This window comes from Edaphobacter flagellatus, assembly GCF_025264665.1.
Taxonomy (GTDB): Bacteria; Acidobacteriota; Terriglobia; order Terriglobales; family Acidobacteriaceae; genus Edaphobacter; species Edaphobacter flagellatus.
Map to the genome: position 1 here is coordinate 1093540 of NZ_CP073697.1, position 18119 is coordinate 1111658.

13 protein-coding genes and 1 pseudogene are annotated in these 18119 nt (G+C 53.3%); 3 read left to right on the forward strand and 11 right to left on the reverse strand.

Annotated elements, in window-relative coordinates; all coding sequences use genetic code 11:
• Positions 1-12: 12 nt before the first annotated feature.
• Positions 13-4614, reverse strand: coding sequence for a beta strand repeat-containing protein (locus KFE13_RS04445; protein WP_260705973.1), 4602 nt, complete (start codon positions 4612-4614; stop codon positions 13-15).
• A gap of 842 nt (positions 4615-5456) precedes the next feature.
• Here KFE13_RS04445 and KFE13_RS04450 point away from each other — a divergent pair.
• Positions 5457-5684 (forward strand): toxin-antitoxin system HicB family antitoxin, encoded by a 228-nt coding sequence (locus KFE13_RS04450; protein ID WP_260705974.1) that lies wholly within the window; start codon positions 5457-5459, stop codon positions 5682-5684.
• A 2634-nt stretch (positions 5685-8318) separates the two neighbouring features.
• Here the strand turns inward: KFE13_RS04450 and KFE13_RS04455 are convergent.
• Positions 8319-9473 (reverse strand): nucleotidyltransferase domain-containing protein, encoded by a 1155-nt coding sequence (locus tag KFE13_RS04455; RefSeq protein WP_260705975.1) that lies wholly within the window; start codon positions 9471-9473, stop codon positions 8319-8321.
• Between the two features lie 9 nt (positions 9474-9482).
• On the reverse strand, positions 9483-10658 hold the full coding sequence (locus KFE13_RS04460; RefSeq protein WP_260705976.1) for an SAVED domain-containing protein: 1176 nt from the start codon (positions 10656-10658) through the stop codon (positions 9483-9485).
• 103 nt (positions 10659-10761) lie between these two features.
• Between KFE13_RS04460 and KFE13_RS18665 the strand changes: the two genes are divergently transcribed.
• Both KFE13_RS18665 and KFE13_RS18670 read left to right on the forward strand, forming a co-directional pair.
• Entirely contained in the window at positions 10762-11130 is a 369-nt protein-coding gene (locus KFE13_RS18665) for a helix-turn-helix domain-containing protein (protein WP_390891603.1), read from the forward strand.
• A gap of 251 nt (positions 11131-11381) precedes the next feature.
• Positions 11382-11705, forward strand: a complete 324-nt coding sequence (locus KFE13_RS18670) for an ImmA/IrrE family metallo-endopeptidase (RefSeq protein WP_390891614.1) — start codon at positions 11382-11384, stop codon at positions 11703-11705.
• A gap of 244 nt (positions 11706-11949) precedes the next feature.
• Here KFE13_RS18670 and KFE13_RS04465 read toward each other — a convergent pair whose 3' ends face one another.
• The 8 genes and pseudogenes from KFE13_RS04465 to KFE13_RS04500 form a co-directional block, all read right to left on the reverse strand.
• The gene (locus KFE13_RS04465) at positions 11950-13197 is read right to left on the reverse strand and encodes a type II toxin-antitoxin system HipA family toxin (protein ID WP_260705977.1); all 1248 of its coding nucleotides are present in this window, start codon (positions 13195-13197) and stop codon (positions 11950-11952) included.
• Positions 13169-13447 carry a helix-turn-helix domain-containing protein gene (locus KFE13_RS04470; RefSeq protein ID WP_260705978.1) on the reverse strand — a complete coding sequence of 93 codons (279 nt, stop codon included), beginning with the start codon at positions 13445-13447 and terminating at the stop codon, positions 13169-13171. Before KFE13_RS04470 ends, KFE13_RS04465 begins: the two co-directional genes overlap by 29 nt.
• A 104-nt stretch (positions 13448-13551) precedes the next feature.
• Complete coding sequence (locus KFE13_RS04475) at positions 13552-13776, reverse strand: helix-turn-helix domain-containing protein (RefSeq protein WP_035177028.1); 225 nt, start codon at positions 13774-13776, stop codon at positions 13552-13554.
• A 44-nt stretch (positions 13777-13820) separates the two neighbouring features.
• Complete coding sequence (locus tag KFE13_RS04480) at positions 13821-14624, reverse strand: conjugative transfer relaxase/helicase family protein (RefSeq protein WP_260705979.1); 804 nt, start codon at positions 14622-14624, stop codon at positions 13821-13823.
• Positions 14625-14778: 154 nt separating this feature from the next.
• Positions 14779-15486: an AAA family ATPase gene (locus tag KFE13_RS04485; protein WP_260706904.1), complete on the reverse strand. Its 708-nt coding sequence runs from the start codon at positions 15484-15486 to the stop codon at positions 14779-14781.
• 222 nt (positions 15487-15708) lie between these two features.
• Positions 15709-16677: pseudogene (gene mobF / locus KFE13_RS04490) on the reverse strand (MobF family relaxase); the annotation flags it as partial.
• Between the two features lie 186 nt (positions 16678-16863).
• A complete protein-coding gene (locus tag KFE13_RS04495) occupies positions 16864-17394 on the reverse strand; it encodes a hypothetical protein (RefSeq protein ID WP_260705980.1) in 531 nt (176 codons plus the stop codon).
• Positions 17395-17573: 179 nt separating this feature from the next.
• On the reverse strand, positions 17574-18059 hold the full coding sequence (locus KFE13_RS04500; RefSeq protein WP_260705981.1) for a hypothetical protein: 486 nt from the start codon (positions 18057-18059) through the stop codon (positions 17574-17576).
• Positions 18060-18119 lie beyond the last annotated feature (60 nt).

Consider the following 18119-nt stretch of genomic DNA (forward strand, 5'->3'; position numbering starts at 1 on the left):
TTATTTGCTGCCCTAGTACAGCAACGTTACGGTTGGAGAGGTGGTCAGGAGATTCGTATCCAGCAGCACAAACCGGCCGGGCGTGATCTCGTAGATGACATTCGTCCCGTATGTGAAGCGTCCTGCATTCGCATCGGAGAATGTCTGGAGAGGTGGCGGGGTTGAATTGATGGCATACGTTCCGGAGTTGGCCACGCCGAGCTGCAGAATATTCAGGTTCCCGACGCCTATGTTCAGGTCGGTGACACCGTTAGCGTTACCAGCTCCGTCAGCGTGAATGTAGCCGGAGGTATTGATGGAGGCGAGAGTCGCCGCCGGCTGACTACCGTAGACGAAGGTTCCATTGAAATCGGCAAGCGTGAACGTCGCCTTGTTGATCTGACCTTCAAAGTAGCCGAGCCCTGCGTATCCCGACTCAAGGAAGTATCCATGGTTGGGAGAGACAAGGTAGAAGATACGAGGTGCGGGTGGAGTATTGAGACCGAGAAGGTTTAGGACTGGAGCCAACAAGCCACTCGGCGCAGGGTAGTTGAGCGTACCTCGACCATTTGTCGTTACTGAGCAATTGGCGCTACCCGTGGATTGAAGTCTCCCCAGGATGGCCAGCAGATCTGCACCTGTGAGAGCACTGACTCCTCCGGAGAGTTGGTTTACAAGCCCATTAATTCCAGCAACATCAACATTCGTGAAGTTGCATGTACCGTTGGTTGATGCAGTCGAGTTGACTCGGAAAATCGTTGAGGTAGACACATTCAGCACATTCTGTAATGTTGCCCCCAGGAGTCCCGGGTCAGATTGTGCGTTTTCATAGCCGATGATTGGTCCGTTGAGTGAGGTGTTGTCGAAACTGGCTTGCGTCTGCGTCTGCCCAGTCCCCGCAAGCAACGCGAACTGCGAGTGCGTGTCATCCGACATAAGGAAGATATGCGCAGCATCCACGACATAGATCACGTAATGCGTCGGGAATATACCAGGCGCACTGCTAACAGTCGCGGAGAATGTCAGCCGTCCATTGCTGTCGGCCGCTTGATACGCTCCGGAAAGAGCTCCGTTGGCGAAGTTGGTCGCCCCAACGTTGGCATCGCTCGTTCCGGTAACAATACCGGCCGAGGCGGTAAACTGCCCCACTGCGACCACTGGACCTGAAAGCCCAACGGCGCACGAGACAAGGCAAGGCGTATCGCCTGAGACTCCGAATGCATAGTTGCCCGACAACCCAGCAGCAAATGCTGCAGTTGTCTGCTGGAGTATCGTGCCGGATCCACGAGAGCCGATGATGATACTGCCATCAAACTCGATCATCTGAGCCTGCGTAGCAGCAGTTCCAGGTGTCGCTGGAGCCTTCACCGAGATGGCATAAATCTTGGTTCCAGCGATCGATCCATCAGGATTCAGCGTCGTTAGAGCCATCATGCCGCGGTTATCGGCGCCAATCTGATAGCTTCCGTAGAACTGATTACTAGTAAGCGTTGCTCCTGAGGTTTGATGGTTCGAATCGGACTCTCCAGCATTGATCAAACCGTTGCCGTCTGCGGTAAAGCTTCCAATGGTTGCGGTTTGATAAGCAAGCACTCCTACGAGTACGTCGTCGTAACCCTGGAAAAGGAAGGCATACGGACCATTCAGTTCATTGTTGTTCGGTCCGGATGGATAGACAACCAAAAGGACGAAATCATGCGTTGCCGTCTGCTGTGGCGCACTGGAATCCGTCACTTGTACTGTGAAACCGACAGCTCCAGGAGCAGTAGGTGTACCGCTAATTGTGCCATCGGTTGCCAACGAGAGACCTGCCGGCAAGCTTGTACCGTTGATGAGTTGATAAGTGTACGGACCTACTCCTCCTGTAGCATTCAACGTTTGCGAATAGCTCTGCCCGAGGATTGCGTTGGGAAGAGTGCCCGTTAGCGTAAGCGGAGCCGGGTTGATAACCAGCGCGACCGTTCCAGTCGTGCTCGCCGTGGGACTGCTCGAATCCGTAGCGTGGACTGTGAGGGTTGACGTCCCAGCAGCTGTTGGCGTGCCAGTGATCGCGCAATTGTTGGCCGTAAGACCTGCGGGCAGGCCTGTAATCGTGCAGGTGTACGGTGCGGTTCCGCCGGTGACACCAACACTACCTGTATAAGCCGTATTGATCGTTCCAGCGGGCGGTGCCGTCAGCGTCAGAGTCACTGCAGCCGGGTTGATGACCAGCGAGACAGTTCCGGTCGTGCTCGCCGTTGGACTGCTCGAATCCGTAGCATGGACCGTGAGGGTTGACGTCCCAGCAGCTGTTGGCGTGCCAGTGATGGAGCAGTTGTTCGCTGTAAGTCCTGCGGGCAGGCCCGTAATCGTGCAGGTGTACGGTGCGGTTCCGCCGGTGACACCAACACTACCTGTATAAGCCGTATTGATCGTTCCAGCGGGCGGTGCCGTCAGCGTCAGAGTCACTGCAGCCGGGTTGATGACCAGCGAGACAGTTCCGGTCGTGCTCGCCGTTGGACTGCTCGAATCGGTAGCGTGGACTGTGAGGGTTGACGTCCCAGCAGCTGTGGGTGTGCCACTGATCGCACAGTTGTTTGCTGTCAAACCTGGGGGCAGGCCTGTGATCGTGCAGGTGTAAGGTGCGGTTCCGCCGGTAACACCCACACTACCCGTGTAAGCCGTGTTGATCGTTCCGGCGGGCGGTGCTGTCAGCGTGAGTGTTACTGCAGCTGGATTGATGACCAGCGAGACAGTTCCGGTCGTGCTCGCCGTTGGACTGCTCGAATCGGTAGCGTGGACTGTGAGGGTTGACGTCCCAGCAGCTGTTGGTGTGCCCGTGATCGCACAATTGTTGGCCGTAAGACCTGCGGGCAATCCTGTAATCGTGCAGGTGTACGGTGCCGTTCCGCCGGTGACACCAACACTGCCTGTATAAGCCGTATTGATCGTTCCGGCGGGCGGAGCCGTCAGCGTAAGTGTTACCGCAGCTGGATTGATAACCAGTGAAACCGTTCCAGTCGTGCTCGCCGTGGGACTGCTCGAGTCGGTAGCGTGGACCGTGAGGGTTGACGTCCCCGCAGCTGTTGGTGTGCCAGTGATGGAGCAGTTGTTCGCTGTAAGTCCTGCGGGCAGGCCTGTGATCGTGCAGGTGTAAGGTGCGGTTCCGCCGGTGACACCAACATTGCCCGTGTAAGGAGTGCCAACAGTGGCGTTTGTTGGAGGAGCAAGAACCAACGTCACAGATGCAGGATTGATTGTTAGAGTGACGGTCCCGTTTGTCGATTCGGTCGGATTGCTCGAATCGGTAGCGTGGACAGTGAGAGTTGATGTTCCTGCTGAAGTTGGCGTGCCAGTAACGGTGCATCCGCTGGAAGTCAAACCTGCAGGAAGGCCCGTAATCGTGCACGTGTAAGGAGACGTTCCTCCAGAGACTCCGACGGTGGAGTTGTATGCAACACCAACCGTCCCACTTGGAAGTGAAGATATCGTCAGCGTAAGAGGCGCAGGCAGAACCGTAAGACTAACGGGCCCACTCGTTGTTGCTGTTGGATTGCTCGAGTCTGTCGCCTTAACCGTGAGGTTGGCTACTCCAGCAGTCGTTGGGGTTCCATGAACCATGCAACCAGTCAAGGTAAGACCGGCGGGCAAAGTACCGTTCGTGATAGTGCAACTATAAGGCGACGTTCCGCCTGATACTCCGATGGTGGCGTTATAAGGTGTACCCACAGTAGCGTTCGGCAAACTGGTAAGGGTGAGCGTCAATGAAGCCGGCGAGATTGTAATCGTTACTGTTCCCGTGGCTGTCTGCGTCGGATTACCAGAATCAGTTACTGAGACAGCTACAGTCGATGTTCCAGCAGTTGTCGGAGTACCAGATACTGTGCAGTTGCTGTTCAGCGTTAATCCTGCAGGCAATGAACCGCCAGCGACAGCGCAGGTATATGGGCCAACGCCTCCACTAATCGGAATCGTTCCGGTATAAGGAACACCGACCGTTCCGCCAGGCAGCGTTGGATTTCCGATAGAGAGTACCGAGTTAGCGGCATTGATCGTAATGCCGAAGACGGCGCTGGCCTTATTCCCAGAAGCATCCTGAGCCTGAATCGTAAAGACGGACGATCCCGAACTCGTTGGAGTGCCCGAGATGACACCTGAAGCGGACAACGAAAGGCCCGCAGGAAGATTGCCCGAGATAACACTCCACACGTAAGGTGAAGTTCCTCCCGTGGCCTGCAGAGTTGTCGTATATGCGACGCCAACGGTTCCCGCAGGAGGATTCCCCCCAATCGACAATGTAACGACACCTGAGTTGATTTGAATCGTCTGTCGCGAAGTGACCGTCAAAGGAACATCGCTGGAATCGGTGACCTGTAGCGTGATCGTCGCCGATCCCGCAGCCGTAGGAGTGCCAGATATCACTCCTGTACTGGTATTGAAGGTAAGTCCTGCCGGAAGAGAGCCCCCGGCGATTCCCCATTTTAGAGCTCCACTACCACCGCTCGCTGTCAACGTAGCCGAGTACGGAGTTCCGACTGTTCCTGCGGGCGCATTACCCGAGATCGTAGGAGCTGGATTAACCGTAATATTGACGACGCTTGAGCTCTTCGTTCCTGTAACTGCAGCAGTGAGTGTCAGCTTAATGGGCGCAGTCACCGTGGCGGGAGCTGTGTAGATGGTCGAAGCTCCGCTGGAAGCCGAAAGCGAGCCGCATGTCCCACTGCAAGAGCCACCTAATATCCAAGAAATTAAAGGGCTTCCATCTAGTTTCGAGTTCACCTGAAACGATTGCCCAGCATCGATAGTTACCGCTGACGAAGAAAGACTTACTATCCCGCCCCCAGGATATCCACCTGCACCGCAACCTACAATCACCGATCCCCATACCAGAAGCAACAACAATGCAAAACCACTTGCTATACGAGGAAATAGCTCTGTGACTGGAATCCCAAAATGTGTAAAACGGACACTTCCCTTTTTCCATTGAGCGGTGGCAAGCATAGAAAGCTCCTTGTGGCCTTTACCCCAAAAAGAATGTTGTAGATCGAGATTGTGGAGTGAATGAAATCGGTGGAGGAAAAACACGTAGAGAGGCAGAGACTGGATTCTTGAAATACACAGGCAGGATTTATTTCCAGTCATGAGCCCCACAAAACTACTCCCGAGTAATTTCTTTCGGGGATAGCTCATGGCTATTCCGAAAGTAACTTTCTCTGTAGCTCACTCTTTATATCTGGGGATGTCGAAAATTAAGCTATGCCCAGAAAATAAAGTCGTATTTTGATATCACGGCTAATATCCAAGGGCATATTTGCAAATCAATTCAATACGATAGCCACGGAGATCCCATATGAACCGTAAACCCCTGGCTAAAGAATTTCTATCGCGGGGAATCCAGAAGATAGAAATATGACTTAAGTAATAAATTTGATTGCGGCCGTGGGTGTTTCAGGATAAAAATCGGGTTGTTGTTGTGCAGGTAAATGAGAGGGCCATCTGTGAATCAAGAAAAACGGTATCAGAGCTTTCCACTCCGTCTAAGTCCTTCGATTCGACAGCAAGCCAACGATCTGGCGCATAGCGAAGGAATATCGCTGAATCACTTTATCAGCCTTGCCGTAGCAGAAAAGATTGTCCGTATGGAGCTATCAGTTGCCAGCGACCAGTCAAGAATGAAGAACACACCTACTCTTGCTTCTCGCTTGCAACTCAAAAGACCAGCCTAAGTAAAGCTCATGGAAGTCTGCATCAAAGGTGCGTGTGCCATGCATCGGATCGCAGGTGCAACTCATTCGTTTCAGCCATGCCCTGGGTATCCTGAGCGCTCCGTTCCGTACTCATGTCAAGCAGGTTGACGAATAAACTCTGCGTCCGAGCCTCAGTCCCTATGTGAAACATGCTGCCTGTCCCTTGTCCAAGATTGGCATTCGGCACACATTTCCACCTAAAAAACACTATCTACGTCCTGGCGAGTTGCGTGGAATCGCTGTTCATAGTCCTCACTGGTAGTCAGAATCAAAAACAACGGCGCGGTAGAAACATGCCCCAGTTCGAGTTCTCGTAGAGTTGAGCCCATAAAGGAGACTGTGCCAGTCCGACCAGCCATTGGAACAAACACTACTTGGGTAAGTTTCTACTACCTGACCTGAGGGCTAGTTACTAACGCTCTTCACAAATGTCTGGTTGGCGTCGTAAACGAGGTGTCCCATAAGTTGGTCGGGTGGGGGAGTCCTTTTTTAGAAAAATCGTCCCCGTCCACTCTACTTTTGGCGAGAGAAAACGTACCAGCTCCGAGGCCTTTCAATGACATTCCTGATAAGAAGCAATCTATTGTTATACGGATTTAGAAGGGTAAGCTGTACAAGTAGAATGCCCCATTCGCTTGTTTGGGCAGCTTTCGGTAGACGCTTGACTTAATTACCCAAATGGCGATAACAGTGCAATGCACTCATCGAAAATTAACCGACACGCCAAGCCCGCGAATATTTTTTTGTTTGGTACCAGAGAAGTCAAACTCTAAGAGGGTCCCCAATTCCCTTCCCGGAGGCAAACGATTCGATTAGTGATATTTATGGTGCCGGGAGGGGTGGGGCGCCCCCCCACGACCGCAAGGATCGGCGGATTTTGAGTCTGATTTTAGGCGCTTTGCAGGATGTTGCAACGTAACGCATGACGTCGCACTAAACGTCATATTTTCATATAAATAAGAGCGTCTAAAAGATTGCAATGCGACGCATCCAAAAGCAGTAAAGTTGGAAACGAACAGCCACCAAAACAGCCACTGGCTGTTTCGTCGGATTTAGCTCCGAACGTCGTTTGAGCATTATTTCGCGAATTCAACTCCTTCGTTCCGATGGCTGTTTTGGTGGCTGTTTACGGCCTATCTAGGCTGGTGGCTGTTGGGTTGGTGCTCCTCCATCGGACGGCTCGTACCAGACGCAACGAGGCTCCTCTGCCTCGTTCCAAGAACGTCAGAGCCGGAGACTACTTCTGCTCTGTCGACTTAGCGTTACTAACGCTTCGGAGTGCATAAGGAGTCTGTGCTCCAATTGGCATTGGGGAACCAGAGAAGTGATCTATCTCATCGGATGCGATCATAGGAATGCTCAGACCTATCGAAACGACAGTTCTTTGTCGGATTCTAAGAATTGCAAGCAGGCTGAGCTCAAAGGAATCATTCTTGCTTGTGTTCTTTCTTATCGACTTGACCTTATCGCGGAAGAAGCTAACGCCGATATCCTACGAAAAACGCAGAGACAGTCGGTGGTATTTGAGGCAGCTTGCGAGAGTGGAATCGCACATAGATTTTGTGAGCCTACATGGGATCAAAAGAATGAGCTGTCAATTGAAGAGGACCTTCCATTCGGGCCGTGTCCTCCTTCCGATTGGGAGGCGCGCATCCCATCACAAGATGTATCGCGTCGTCATGACATTGCTCATCGCTGGCCTGTCCGTGAAGAGTTTTGGATTAGCCGTCTGAGTGACACAGTCGACCAGAATGTACTCTTCGTCTGCGGCGACGCCCATAGGTGGACATTCCGGCGCCGCATAGAGGCAAAGGGCATAGAGGTAAAGCTCATAGCGAAAAGAGTCGGTGCGCAGACATTACCGCGAGACTATTTCGACGCCTATCGCGAGGTTCGACTGAGAGGCTTCCCTCCACGAACAGGCTGCTTTTGCGTCAGCCCGCGACACGAATCCTGAGGAAGAAGTCTGAGTACGAATTCAGTTAGTTCGCCGGGAAAGATACGACCGAAAGGTGACCCGAAGGCCATTCACTCGTCTATTGTGACAACGACCTAGGCGCGTTCCACTACCGCAGGGGCAAGGTCGTTTGTTCGCGATGCGCTTCTTGCGCATGACTGCTTCCACGTACGCCGCAGCAGTCTTGGAGTCAGTAGCTCCGAGCATTTCGCCAAGATCATCTATCAAACCAGCCGAGCCATGTCTCAGCTCGCCAAATGGCATGGCTTCACCGGCCTCGTGAAGCGAATAGGCGTAGAGGTAAGGGACGACTACACTCTCTATGAAATTCAACAAGGACGGATTCTGCTTGGTCAGGAGCCACAAGCGAAATGGAGATCCCAAACATAGAGCGTTTCCTTCCAGCTTGTGGAAGTCTTTCGGAATCCGGCCACCAGTTTCATGCACAACCGGAAGCTCAGAAGGGTACGCGGTTGGAATGCGAAGATTGATCTCGTAACTGGCGCTAACAGTCCTGCAACCGTTAGCGGATGCCGTGAAGTCGATCACACCTCGCAAGACGATAGCGCCGTCTTTGCTTGGAACCAGCCGGAGATTTTCGAACCGATTGATAGCTTCCGATATGGCGATCTGGTTCAGAAGCGATTCACCAGGCATCACTTGCCCCAAGGTTTCGGGGCAGATGGCACGAACACAGTCGGAGCGACCGCAGCCGCCGTCGCCGGAACCGGATTGCTGATGTGCGAGAGCTGGTCGCGCGTTAACTGCACATCAAAATGCCCACGGATCTCGCGATCCATGCCATCGCGAGTGAGAGTATGAAGACGGGCAAGGTCCTGCCGAACCTGGCTATGCCAAAGAAGAAAATTTTGCTCTAGTAGCGGATTTTTGCGCCACTTATCTGCATAGTCTTCCGACGGAGCAGTAGGGTTTGGGACACGAGGGTAAACAGGATTGATGAAATTCCGCATCCGGCTCACGATTCCGGTGACCGCATCGTAGATGTCGGCCTCTCCCGAATAGGCGTGTGTCGCGAGATTGGTGATGATCATGGAGATAGGGGCCAACTCAGGCGTGTCTTGGAACATGACATCCCGGTGCCGTTTGAGTAGCTGGATCGAACGTTGGAGAGGTGTCTTCCACTCGTAGGGGGGCACGTCTTCTACCGAGGCAAATTTCTTCATCTCGACCAAGGCACGAAGCCGCGGCTGCGCGAAGACGCGGGTACGTTCCTCGAACCAGCGGGCAAAACCTCGCGGATTGCTAATCAACCAGTCTCTTGAAAGAACTAGGTAATTCGGGTGTCGCTGATCGGTGATAGCGACAGCCCGCTTTGCAAGTTCGAAGGATACGCCCTGCGAGATGATGGCCTGTACTACAGCAGGTTCCTCTGCGACACAAGGCAAGCTGTCGAGATGGAAGGACACTTCATCGGCGTAATGCAAGCGCCAGCAGCGCGGCTTCTCCTCAAGTGGACTCAACATACCGTGAGCCCTCGCATAAGCTTTAAGTTCTTCTCCGAAGAGTAGCTTCAGCTCGCTTTGAGTTTTGTCCGTCTTCTGCATCTGCAACGTCACGACGTTGTCCAGGTCGTACTCCGCTTCATGATGAATCGGGCGAACTACTGTGCCATAGCGGAATGATCCCTGCGGTGTCACATGGGGCGAATACTGCGCCAACTTTGACTCCGGGCGGCACAGCCAATCCGCGATGGAGTTGTGGCGGTCCGAAGCACGCTGGTAGTAGGACTCGGGGATATCAAGCGAGTCCACAACGCTGTCGAGCACTTTAACTACCGCGAGTTTGTCCATAAAGCCTCCTCAGGCAATGTTCAGCACAGACTTGAATCCGTGCACGTTGTGATGGTCGTATAGCAACCACGGCATATCTGCCTTCGGCATCCGGACGCGCCCAAGCTCCACGCAGACCGATACCGGGGCGGCGAGGAACACATGTAGAGGCGTGTTCTGTCCGTGCTTTTCTTTGATGGCGCTGAACAACGGCCGAGCTGCGGCACGAAAGGCGGCCAGGTGATCTCGGCTCTTGAGGATGTCGTTATGCGGGCTTGCCACAGTCAGTCGCCAAATAGAAGCGCCTTCACCAAGCACGCGGTATATGCGGTCTTCGGTCACCCTTCCACTGATGTCAACCAGCAGTGCAGGCGTACCGCTGCCATTCGATGGCTCCACGACCTCGAACTTCAGCGGCTCTGCTGAATCAGGCCAGTTCCACGTTTGCGGCGCACGATGCCTCTGAAATACATCGACCTCGGCTATGTCGCCAAGTAGCGTTCCGAGTCTCACCAGAAGTGGCTGCGCGGCCAAGGCGAAGACCGAGAGATGCCTCTCGACTCCCAGCTCCAAGAGAGGTTCTCGCACTCTATTCTCAAAGAGACGCTTCAAATTCTCGTCTTCATTTGCCCAAAATGTCTGCTCAACATCCGATAAGGCGACATTCGACATCTGCAGCATAAAAGGATTTCTGGAGGCTGGAAAACGACCAGGCATCATCGCAGTGGCCGCCTGTTTGAAGCTCAAATGCGGTGACTGATCGCCGATGTTCGATCCATATAAGAGAATGTGACTGGAAGAGTCTGCCGCGATTCCAGTCACGAGTTCCACGCGCTCTTCGTGCTTCCTCTTCATTTGGATAAGCATTTCAGATGGGTAGAGTCGCGGGCCTTCGCCGCTGTCAATATCGACATGGCACTGGTGGCATACGAGCATCAGATTCGAGGCCGAATTCAAGAGCTCCTTTGAAAGCCCTTGACGTCCCCTCGGCCCGCGCCGGCTGAATGAACGTATGTGAGCCCTCTGCGCGATGTTCAGCTCTCTCTGAGTCACCAAAGACCAAGACACAGGGCGATTGCATCCCGCGAACTCGCAGCGTCCAGCAGCTCTTCCCCAAAGAATCGCCGTCACGTGAGGAGGGACATAACGCGTAACGTCGTAATCACCTTCGTCGCGAGGTACATCTTTTGGAACCGCTCGTTTCATGCCTCTCCCTTGACTTTCTCGGATAGCAACATGCAGGCTGGTACACAAGTGAAACAGTACTGCCAAATTCGGACTGGGTCAAGTGTGAACCACTGGTACATATGTGGAACATAGGGAGGAAACTAAGTTGCCTATCCTCGAAGATCTTGGGAGAAGGGTCGCTAAACATCGAGAAACGCTAGGGTTAGGGATACGTGCGGCGGCGAAGGAGATCGGGATCAGCCACCCTACGTTATCCAGAATCGAGCGGGGACACCTACCCGATCTGGAGAACTATCAACGAATATGCCGATGGCTTGGCGAAAATGCCGAGAGCAATGTGATGCCCTCATCTGGCCTTAGCTCCTCGACGGAGGCTTCTGTAGTAGCTGAGGTGCACTTCCGTAAACGTGCTACCGTATCGCCTAAAACAGCTCAAGCCTTGGCGCAGATGATTCTCGCTGCTCAAGAGTTTTTGGCGTCTGGAAAGTGAGCTGACTCTTGAGCGAGCTGCGTCGTGGCTTCAAAGCTTGGTGCGAAAGAGCTGCTGCAGGATATCGCCGCGAACTGGGCTTGTCGCCTCATCAAGCTCTAGACCCCGTGGAACTCGCCCGCCTTCTTAAGGTTTTGGTAATCACGCCCGAAGTGCTCAGAAGCCTCTCAACCAGTGCTGCCACTCATCTGTGTGTCACCGACGCCGATAGCTGGTCTGCTGTCACTCTCATAGAAGGCGAGAGGAAGTTGGTGATCCTAAATCCATCGCACTCGGCAGCACGAAAGAATAGCGACCTCGCTCACGAGCTTTCACACATTATCTTGGAGCACAAGCCGACTCAGGCGTTCTTCGGTCCCGACAAAACTCTCATGATTAGGGAGTTTGATCGCGTGCAAGAGGCAGAGGCCGAGTGCTTGTCTTCAGTGCTACTGGTTCCGAGAGAAGCGCTCCTAGCGCTGCTTCCCGTCAGCGACGACGAAGTGGCTGCCCAACAGTTGGGGGTAAGCACGCAGATGTTTCGAATGCGTCGGAATGTAACGGGAGTTGATCGCCAGCTCGCTCGCCGATGGTAGCTTTTTCAATTTTGTAACCAGCAATACTCTTAATATAAGGCCTCTCGCGCAGCTGTACTTCCAGACCGGCCACATCGGCTGTCGCGTTTGTCGCGGCAAGCAGCGCGGTTACTATGGACATTCGCTAAAGCAGTATCGACAGGATGAGTATCGGGAAACGCCGCTCTCATCAGTTATGATTTTCGATAAACGCAAATGAACGAAGCATCCATAGAAATCCAGATTGAAACTATCTCGACACCGTTCACCTGGGCGATCCAGTCCGCGAGTTCAATAACTCCGATAGCCCCTTACGCCACTCTTTGAGCATTCCCTCGCCAACGTTAGCGAATGCGGCGTGATCCTTGATGTACTTCTGCACTTCCGAGGAGGTTTCCTCGATAGCCTCCGCAATGCGTGACAGCACACCTCTTACCTGTGCAGGAGTACAGGCTGCGCGAGTTTCGCCAAGCAATTGAAGCTCGCGAGCGGTGGGCCAACGCGTGCTTCCGTTCAACGTTAGAGCCATCCCGTCCTTTGGAATGTAAACCGATGTTGTCACGAGGTCATACACGGGAGCGAGACGAGCTTCTCCGAGAACATCGTCATATACGATGCCGAAGTTCTTGAGGTGAGCATCTCCGTTGCGGAGGGCGCAGTTGAGTGCGATCAGGGTGAATAGCTTTTCGAGATCGATATTGACTTGCGGCGAATTCGCAAACTGCGTAAATCGCTTGAGGATGGAAGTCTCGTAGCTGCCGCTGTACTTCTTGTCAGTGCCCTTGCCATTGAGGACGCAGAAGTCCTCGAACCCTCGATAGCTGCCGTCGGCCCGGAGATCAAATCGGTCGACGACGAGTGCCGCCCCGTCTTCGGCGAGTCGATACGATGGCACCTCAAGTCCGCACTTCTCCGCAACTCTCAAACAGAAGTATTCGTTTGCTGCGAGTTGCGGATACTCTCGCTCCTCCCAGAACTTCACGATATGTGTAGCGCCGCGATAGCTTTCAGACAGACGCGCTCCGTTGAATGCAGTTTTTGAAAGCGCATCTTCATCGCGGATCAGGAACTTTGGCTGTACGCCACTGATGCCCGAAAAGGAAGCGAACTTGTCCAAGAGATGATGGAAGAGATCTCCTTGGCGTCGACGAGCGAGGATTTCGTCCACGGATTGAAAGGGAACATCCTCATTGAGAGATTCTTCCTGTCCGGTGTAGCGAATACGGCCCACTTGTGACCGGCCAACAATACCCAGCAGATCGTAGTCGTCGAATGTTCCGATGGCTTTCGCAAAAGCAAGACGCAGGCGTTCTCTCAGTACACCTTCGGGAAGGTTCATCTCAAAAATGGGTGCGATTCCATACGAGATGTTCCATGAAGCTAGGCGCACCGGCATCGTCACAGAAACAGCGCGCGGCTCAGGGGCTCCTGGTTTATAGAGAAACGTGGTGCCGCGCTGTCCAGAGCGATCAAGCAAGCCGGCTTCAGCGCCGTCGGTCCAAACTTTGATCATCGCGGTCCTCTTCCATCAACTCTTCCAAAGTGGGGCGGCGGTTCGCTGCTTCCTGGATGGTCAGTTCAAGGCTGAGCGCTGTAAGAATTCTGGTTATTTTCGAATAACCGAGCTCGCCAATTCGGCCATTCTCCAATGCGTCCAGTGTTGAATGGCCAACTCTTGCCTGTTTCGCGAGCGTAGCCTGGCTCAAACCAAGCGCTCTACGTTTGGTAGCAACGATCTCGCCAATTCGAATCAAGGTCAGCACATACCTAATATACAAGGTTTCACTTCGTTTATGGAAATATTTACCTTATATACAAGGTAATAGCATGATGCGCTGAACACTGCCAGCTAGCCTAGGATCACTGATTAGGCCACGATATGCTCTGGATGATCGCCCCGCGCATACTTGCGTAGATCTGCCACCGGAATCAGCACTCTACCCCCTATTCGCCGCGTGGGTAACTTCCGATTGGCAATCAGGTAATCCAGCCCTCGCTGACTGATGGAGAGGAGCTGAGCCGCCTCTCCACGGCTGACCAGCAGCTTTTCTTCGGCTGGAATGGTGGCTCGCGCTGGTGGCTTTCTCTGCATTATGTTGAATGGCTCCATCGTTCCTCCTCTGTGAGACTCGTTTCTTACAAACCCAATCCGTATCCCATGCTGCGCTCGATCACCTTCTCGGACGCAGGGCCGATCTTTTGCGCCGCGCCTGTGATTGCCTGTTCTGGCTGAAGGGCGCTCTTGTGCGAGACATCGTGACTCAAAGCCTGCACTAGCTTGTCTCGGTTGTCGGTGAATATCTGCGCGTCCCACTGCCCGCGCGAGACAGACACATATGCCATGCGGTGATTCAGCAGGTCTTTGGCTCCAAGCTCCGTGTCCGCATGAATCAGCACACGTTCTGCCGTCTGTCCTTGGCTCGAATGGCTGGTAACTGCGTAACCGTGGTCGATGTGCGGAAAGCCGTGTAATCCGACTTCAACATTGCGTCCGCTATAAAGCTTCAGGTGCATCGAACCGTTCGCGCCGATGTTCTCAATACTGGCAAGCTCACGATTGGCAATCTTCAGTTCTTGATTGGGTGCCGTGAACTGAATGCGATCACCAACGGAAAACACCTTTTTATCAGCCCGATAAACAGAGACACCCATCTGACGGCGTGGGTCGTAGGTTGTTTGTTCCCCGTTACCGCGCAGCACTATAAGCAGATTCTCCTGGCCGTTTACTGCAAGAACACGGGCATACTCGCCTTTACCAATGCCGGTTTCCTTCGATGTCCGCGAATAATGCAGTACGTCGTTGGGTTGATATCGCTGTGCCCAACTGCGATCCGCGCCGGTCAGTTCCTGCCGTGGGACAAGCACTTGCATCGTATTCTTGCTTGCCAACAATGCCTTGCCCTTGTAGTTCTCGATGAATAGCGGTGTTGATCTCAGCACGGGAGCGATTATCCGGTGACACAACAAGCGTAGTTTCCGGCGAAGCACGCCCAATCACTTCATGTACTCGGCCCTGAATATCGAGGCTTTCGATGGCCGCTGCGACATGACCGTGCGCCAACATCTCAACCGCTGCTTTCAACTCAGGGTCACGCTATCGCAGAATCTCATCCAGCTTTATCGTGTGCATTCCCGCTTCTTGAAGCTGTGCAAAGGGGCGGCCAGCGTCAACGCCTTCATGCTGATGCACATCGCCAACCAGCAACACCCGATCATTCCGATGAAGACGCGAAAGGAACTCGTGCATCTGCCGTGTGGACGCAAGAGAGGACTCATCCAGTATGTAAAGACGTTTTTCTCCTGTATCGGGCCGTTCACCTCTGGCTAAATGATGCTGAAGCGTCGATGTGATCATGCCAGCTTCACCGAGTTTCTGAGCGGCTCGGCTGGTCGGTGCGAATCCTTCGACACAGTAGCCCTGGGCTTCGACGCCTTCACGAATGACTGACAGCGTGGTTGTCTTACCGGCCCCCGCTACACCATCAAGTCCAACAATTTTTTCGCGGGTGAGAAAGATATCATCTACCGCGGCGAGCTGAGACTTGCTCAGCTCTGGATGGGCATCCTCCATACGGATACGCAGGATTGGAGATACCAGCATGGATCTCTCATACCGGCTCTCATTGCTATTCTTTACAAGACCGACGATGTCCCGTTCCAAACGAACCATCTCGGCTGTCGTGTACTGAGGTGCTGCTCGTCCATCAGAGCGCTCGACATTGCTGAACTCCCCGTTTCGCACCCGCTGCTCGAATTCTTGTCGAACCTGGCTGTATGTCGCTTGGCCCATGCTGCGATCCATTGCTGTCTGCAAGATGATTCGCTCATCCTGCACAGCGGACCGCTCGAAGACATGATTGCGTGAGTACGTCATTGACTGCTGTACCGTCTTCTCAAGCTGTTGTTCTACCTTGTGCTCACGCTCACGAGCCTGAGCTACAACGTGCTCGGGCTGATTGCCAAACTTTGCCGCACGGTTACGATGCTGTTCCAATACTTCTTCGCGCGAAAGAAGATCCTTGCTGTCTCTTGTTCGATGGGCTGCGACCTGCGCGGCTCCAGCACCTTCGCGCCCGACCTCCTGAAGATGCTGTTTGATCTGCGCACGCCTTGGACTCGATGCCTCCAGATACTCTTGTCAGTAGCCCTTGATCTCTGGCTGTCCATGCTGACCACGCTCTATCTCGTAGCCAAGACCTTGCAGTCGCATGGCGAGTTCGGAGCGGTAGACACTCGTCGCATAGTGCTGCGATTGAAAGAGACTACGCTCCTGCAACGCGCGCGTCTGGCCATTCTCGCGCTCTGTGATGTTGAAGATCACAGCATGGGTATGAAGCTGAGGTGCTGCGTATCCATCAACAGGACGCGCGGTGTCATGCTCGAAGGTTGCCGCTACAAGCTTGCCAGTCGTCTCAGGCGCATGAACATTGCCGATGCGAGCCTGCGTATAGTGCTCCAGTTCATGCAGTGCAATGCGAACGCTTTCACGATGTGCTTCACGCACACGCTCATCCCCGCCAACGAGAGATGTTACCGATACAGACTTTGGTGCGGAGAACGTCGCATCCCAACCTGCGCGATGTTCCGCGCTGGTAATCTGCTTGCCATACTCGTTCTCATAGGTTCTTGCCGGTTGGTGCTTAACGAGCTGCGCGGTGCTTACTGGATGCTGTCCTTCGCTTAACCGTGCGAACTGCTCATCAGCGACGGAGCCATGTAGACCCCATTCATGCGCAAGCTCTCCTTGCCACTCACTATGTCCCTGGCGATCACGACTCCAGTAGTTCTGTTTCTCAGAAGCGAACTCGCGCGCATGGTATGTGCGGGCTTGGTTGGCTGAGAGCGCTTTGAAAAGAGTCAACATGCGTAGAAGCCTCAACACATGAACCACAGAATCTTGCAACTGCTTGCTGCATAGCGTAACTCGAAATATGGAAATGTGGGGCCTAATTTCAAAAACTATTTTCTGGACGATAGTTGCGAATACCCGCATGGATACTGAATGAAACGGCTATTGTGCGTCTGATTCATCGCATATAAGTAAGTCAATGTGAGCTCTTCTCATGATCGAATAAACGCACGAATGCATCGGGCCAAACAAGGTCAATGAATATCTCTTTGAAGCTTGAATGTCAGAGGAAATGGAAGGTCATGATGGAGTGCACTAAGGATCGTAAAGCTACTCGATCCACTGTGATTTATCCCATGGTTCAGGGAGTGCATCGCCGTTACGAATAGCCGCTGCTCCCGGAAAGATCATATGGCGCTTTGGCTCTACAGAAGAGGCTACTGTAACGACCGGCTTATCAACTCGCGAAGATATTTCATGGTCACCGTACGATGGTCTCTGATTAGCAACATTAGCGGATGGCTCTTTGGGCTCTGATTGGGGTGCTGAAAGACTCGCTTTAGCCCTGGCAAAGAGGAGATGTTTCCACTCTTGAATTTGCTCTCGAAACTTCCACCAAACAGCACTCCAATCGGAAGCGAACTCGATCCCATAAAGCTCTTCATAAAGCCGTCTCCATTCACCTGCCAATTCCTGTCTGATCATGACTGCGACATAGAAAGCAAGAAACGGGATAACGCAGATGAAGGAGAGCGGCTCGGCGATGACTTCGCTGAAGGTACGGTTGCCGTAGAAGTCCTCTTCTAGGAAGCCTCGGCTACGATCCGGAAATCCGGGGAATGTCACTTGATGCAATCGCATAATAAGTGTCGAAGCCCGCCAACCTAGTTTCCCCTGCCTGGAAGACACAAAGACAGAGTCCACGTCTTGGCACTCGAATCGCACATCTATCGCTCATGGCTTGCGATTGCCGGAGCCTCGATCAAAGGGGTCAGGAACAAGTCGGTCATTGGCCCAAACCAACCCGTAACGCTGGTCGATCATGTCTCCAGGCCGTGAATCTTCGGGACACCATCTTCTAAATGAACTGCTATGGAGATCGTCTGTGCGGCAATCTTGGGTGGACAGTTTCTTCGGTGGTCGTCATCCGAATCTATGTTAATGAAGACAATGAGCGGATAGGCCAGGCGGTGCACTAATAATGAGAGACTGTCATAGTCGAGTTTCGCCTCCGAATCAGTTGCGCGTCTTTTTATCTCTACTGCAACGAAATTACCCCGTGTCCGGTCTTCCTCGCTGTTCGGACGTGACGGTATGTGGATGATGATGTCTGGACGAATCGTGATTCCGTGGTGCGGTAAGGTTTTCTGGTACTCCTGCTCGATGATAGGGTTTCCGTTCAAGGTCGCAAAATTCAAATTGGCAGTTAACTGAGCTATGAGAGCCCCCTGATAACCTCGCTCCGTTTCGTAGAAGCGCGGTTCGGCAATGTTCTTCATCGAGTTTCGGAGCGCAGCCACAAACATGTCTCGCACACAGTCTCCTTCCATCGGTCGATGGCCGCTGCAACTTCCACGGCAGGAGCT

What these genes read in the sequence shown, in the direction of transcription:
- KFE13_RS04455 (WP_260705975.1), bottom strand. Translation starts at nt 9,473, where the DNA reads ATGGACAAACTCGCGGTAGTTAAAGTGCTCGACAGCGTTGTGGACTCG.
- KFE13_RS04460 (WP_260705976.1), bottom strand. Translation starts at nt 10,658, where the DNA reads ATGAAACGAGCGGTTCCAAAAGATGTACCTCGCGACGAAGGTGATTAC.
- KFE13_RS04465 (WP_260705977.1), bottom strand. Translation starts at nt 13,197, where the DNA reads ATGATCAAAGTTTGGACCGACGGCGCTGAAGCCGGCTTGCTTGATCGC.
- KFE13_RS04475 (WP_035177028.1), bottom strand. Translation starts at nt 13,776, where the DNA reads ATGCAGAGAAAGCCACCAGCGCGAGCCACCATTCCAGCCGAAGAAAAG.
- KFE13_RS04485 (WP_260706904.1), bottom strand. Translation starts at nt 15,486, where the DNA reads ATGGATCGCAGCATGGGCCAAGCGACATACAGCCAGGTTCGACAAGAA.
- KFE13_RS04495 (WP_260705980.1), bottom strand. Translation starts at nt 17,394, where the DNA reads ATGCGATTGCATCAAGTGACATTCCCCGGATTTCCGGATCGTAGCCGA.
- KFE13_RS04500 (WP_260705981.1), bottom strand. Translation starts at nt 18,059, where the DNA reads ATGTTTGTGGCTGCGCTCCGAAACTCGATGAAGAACATTGCCGAACCG.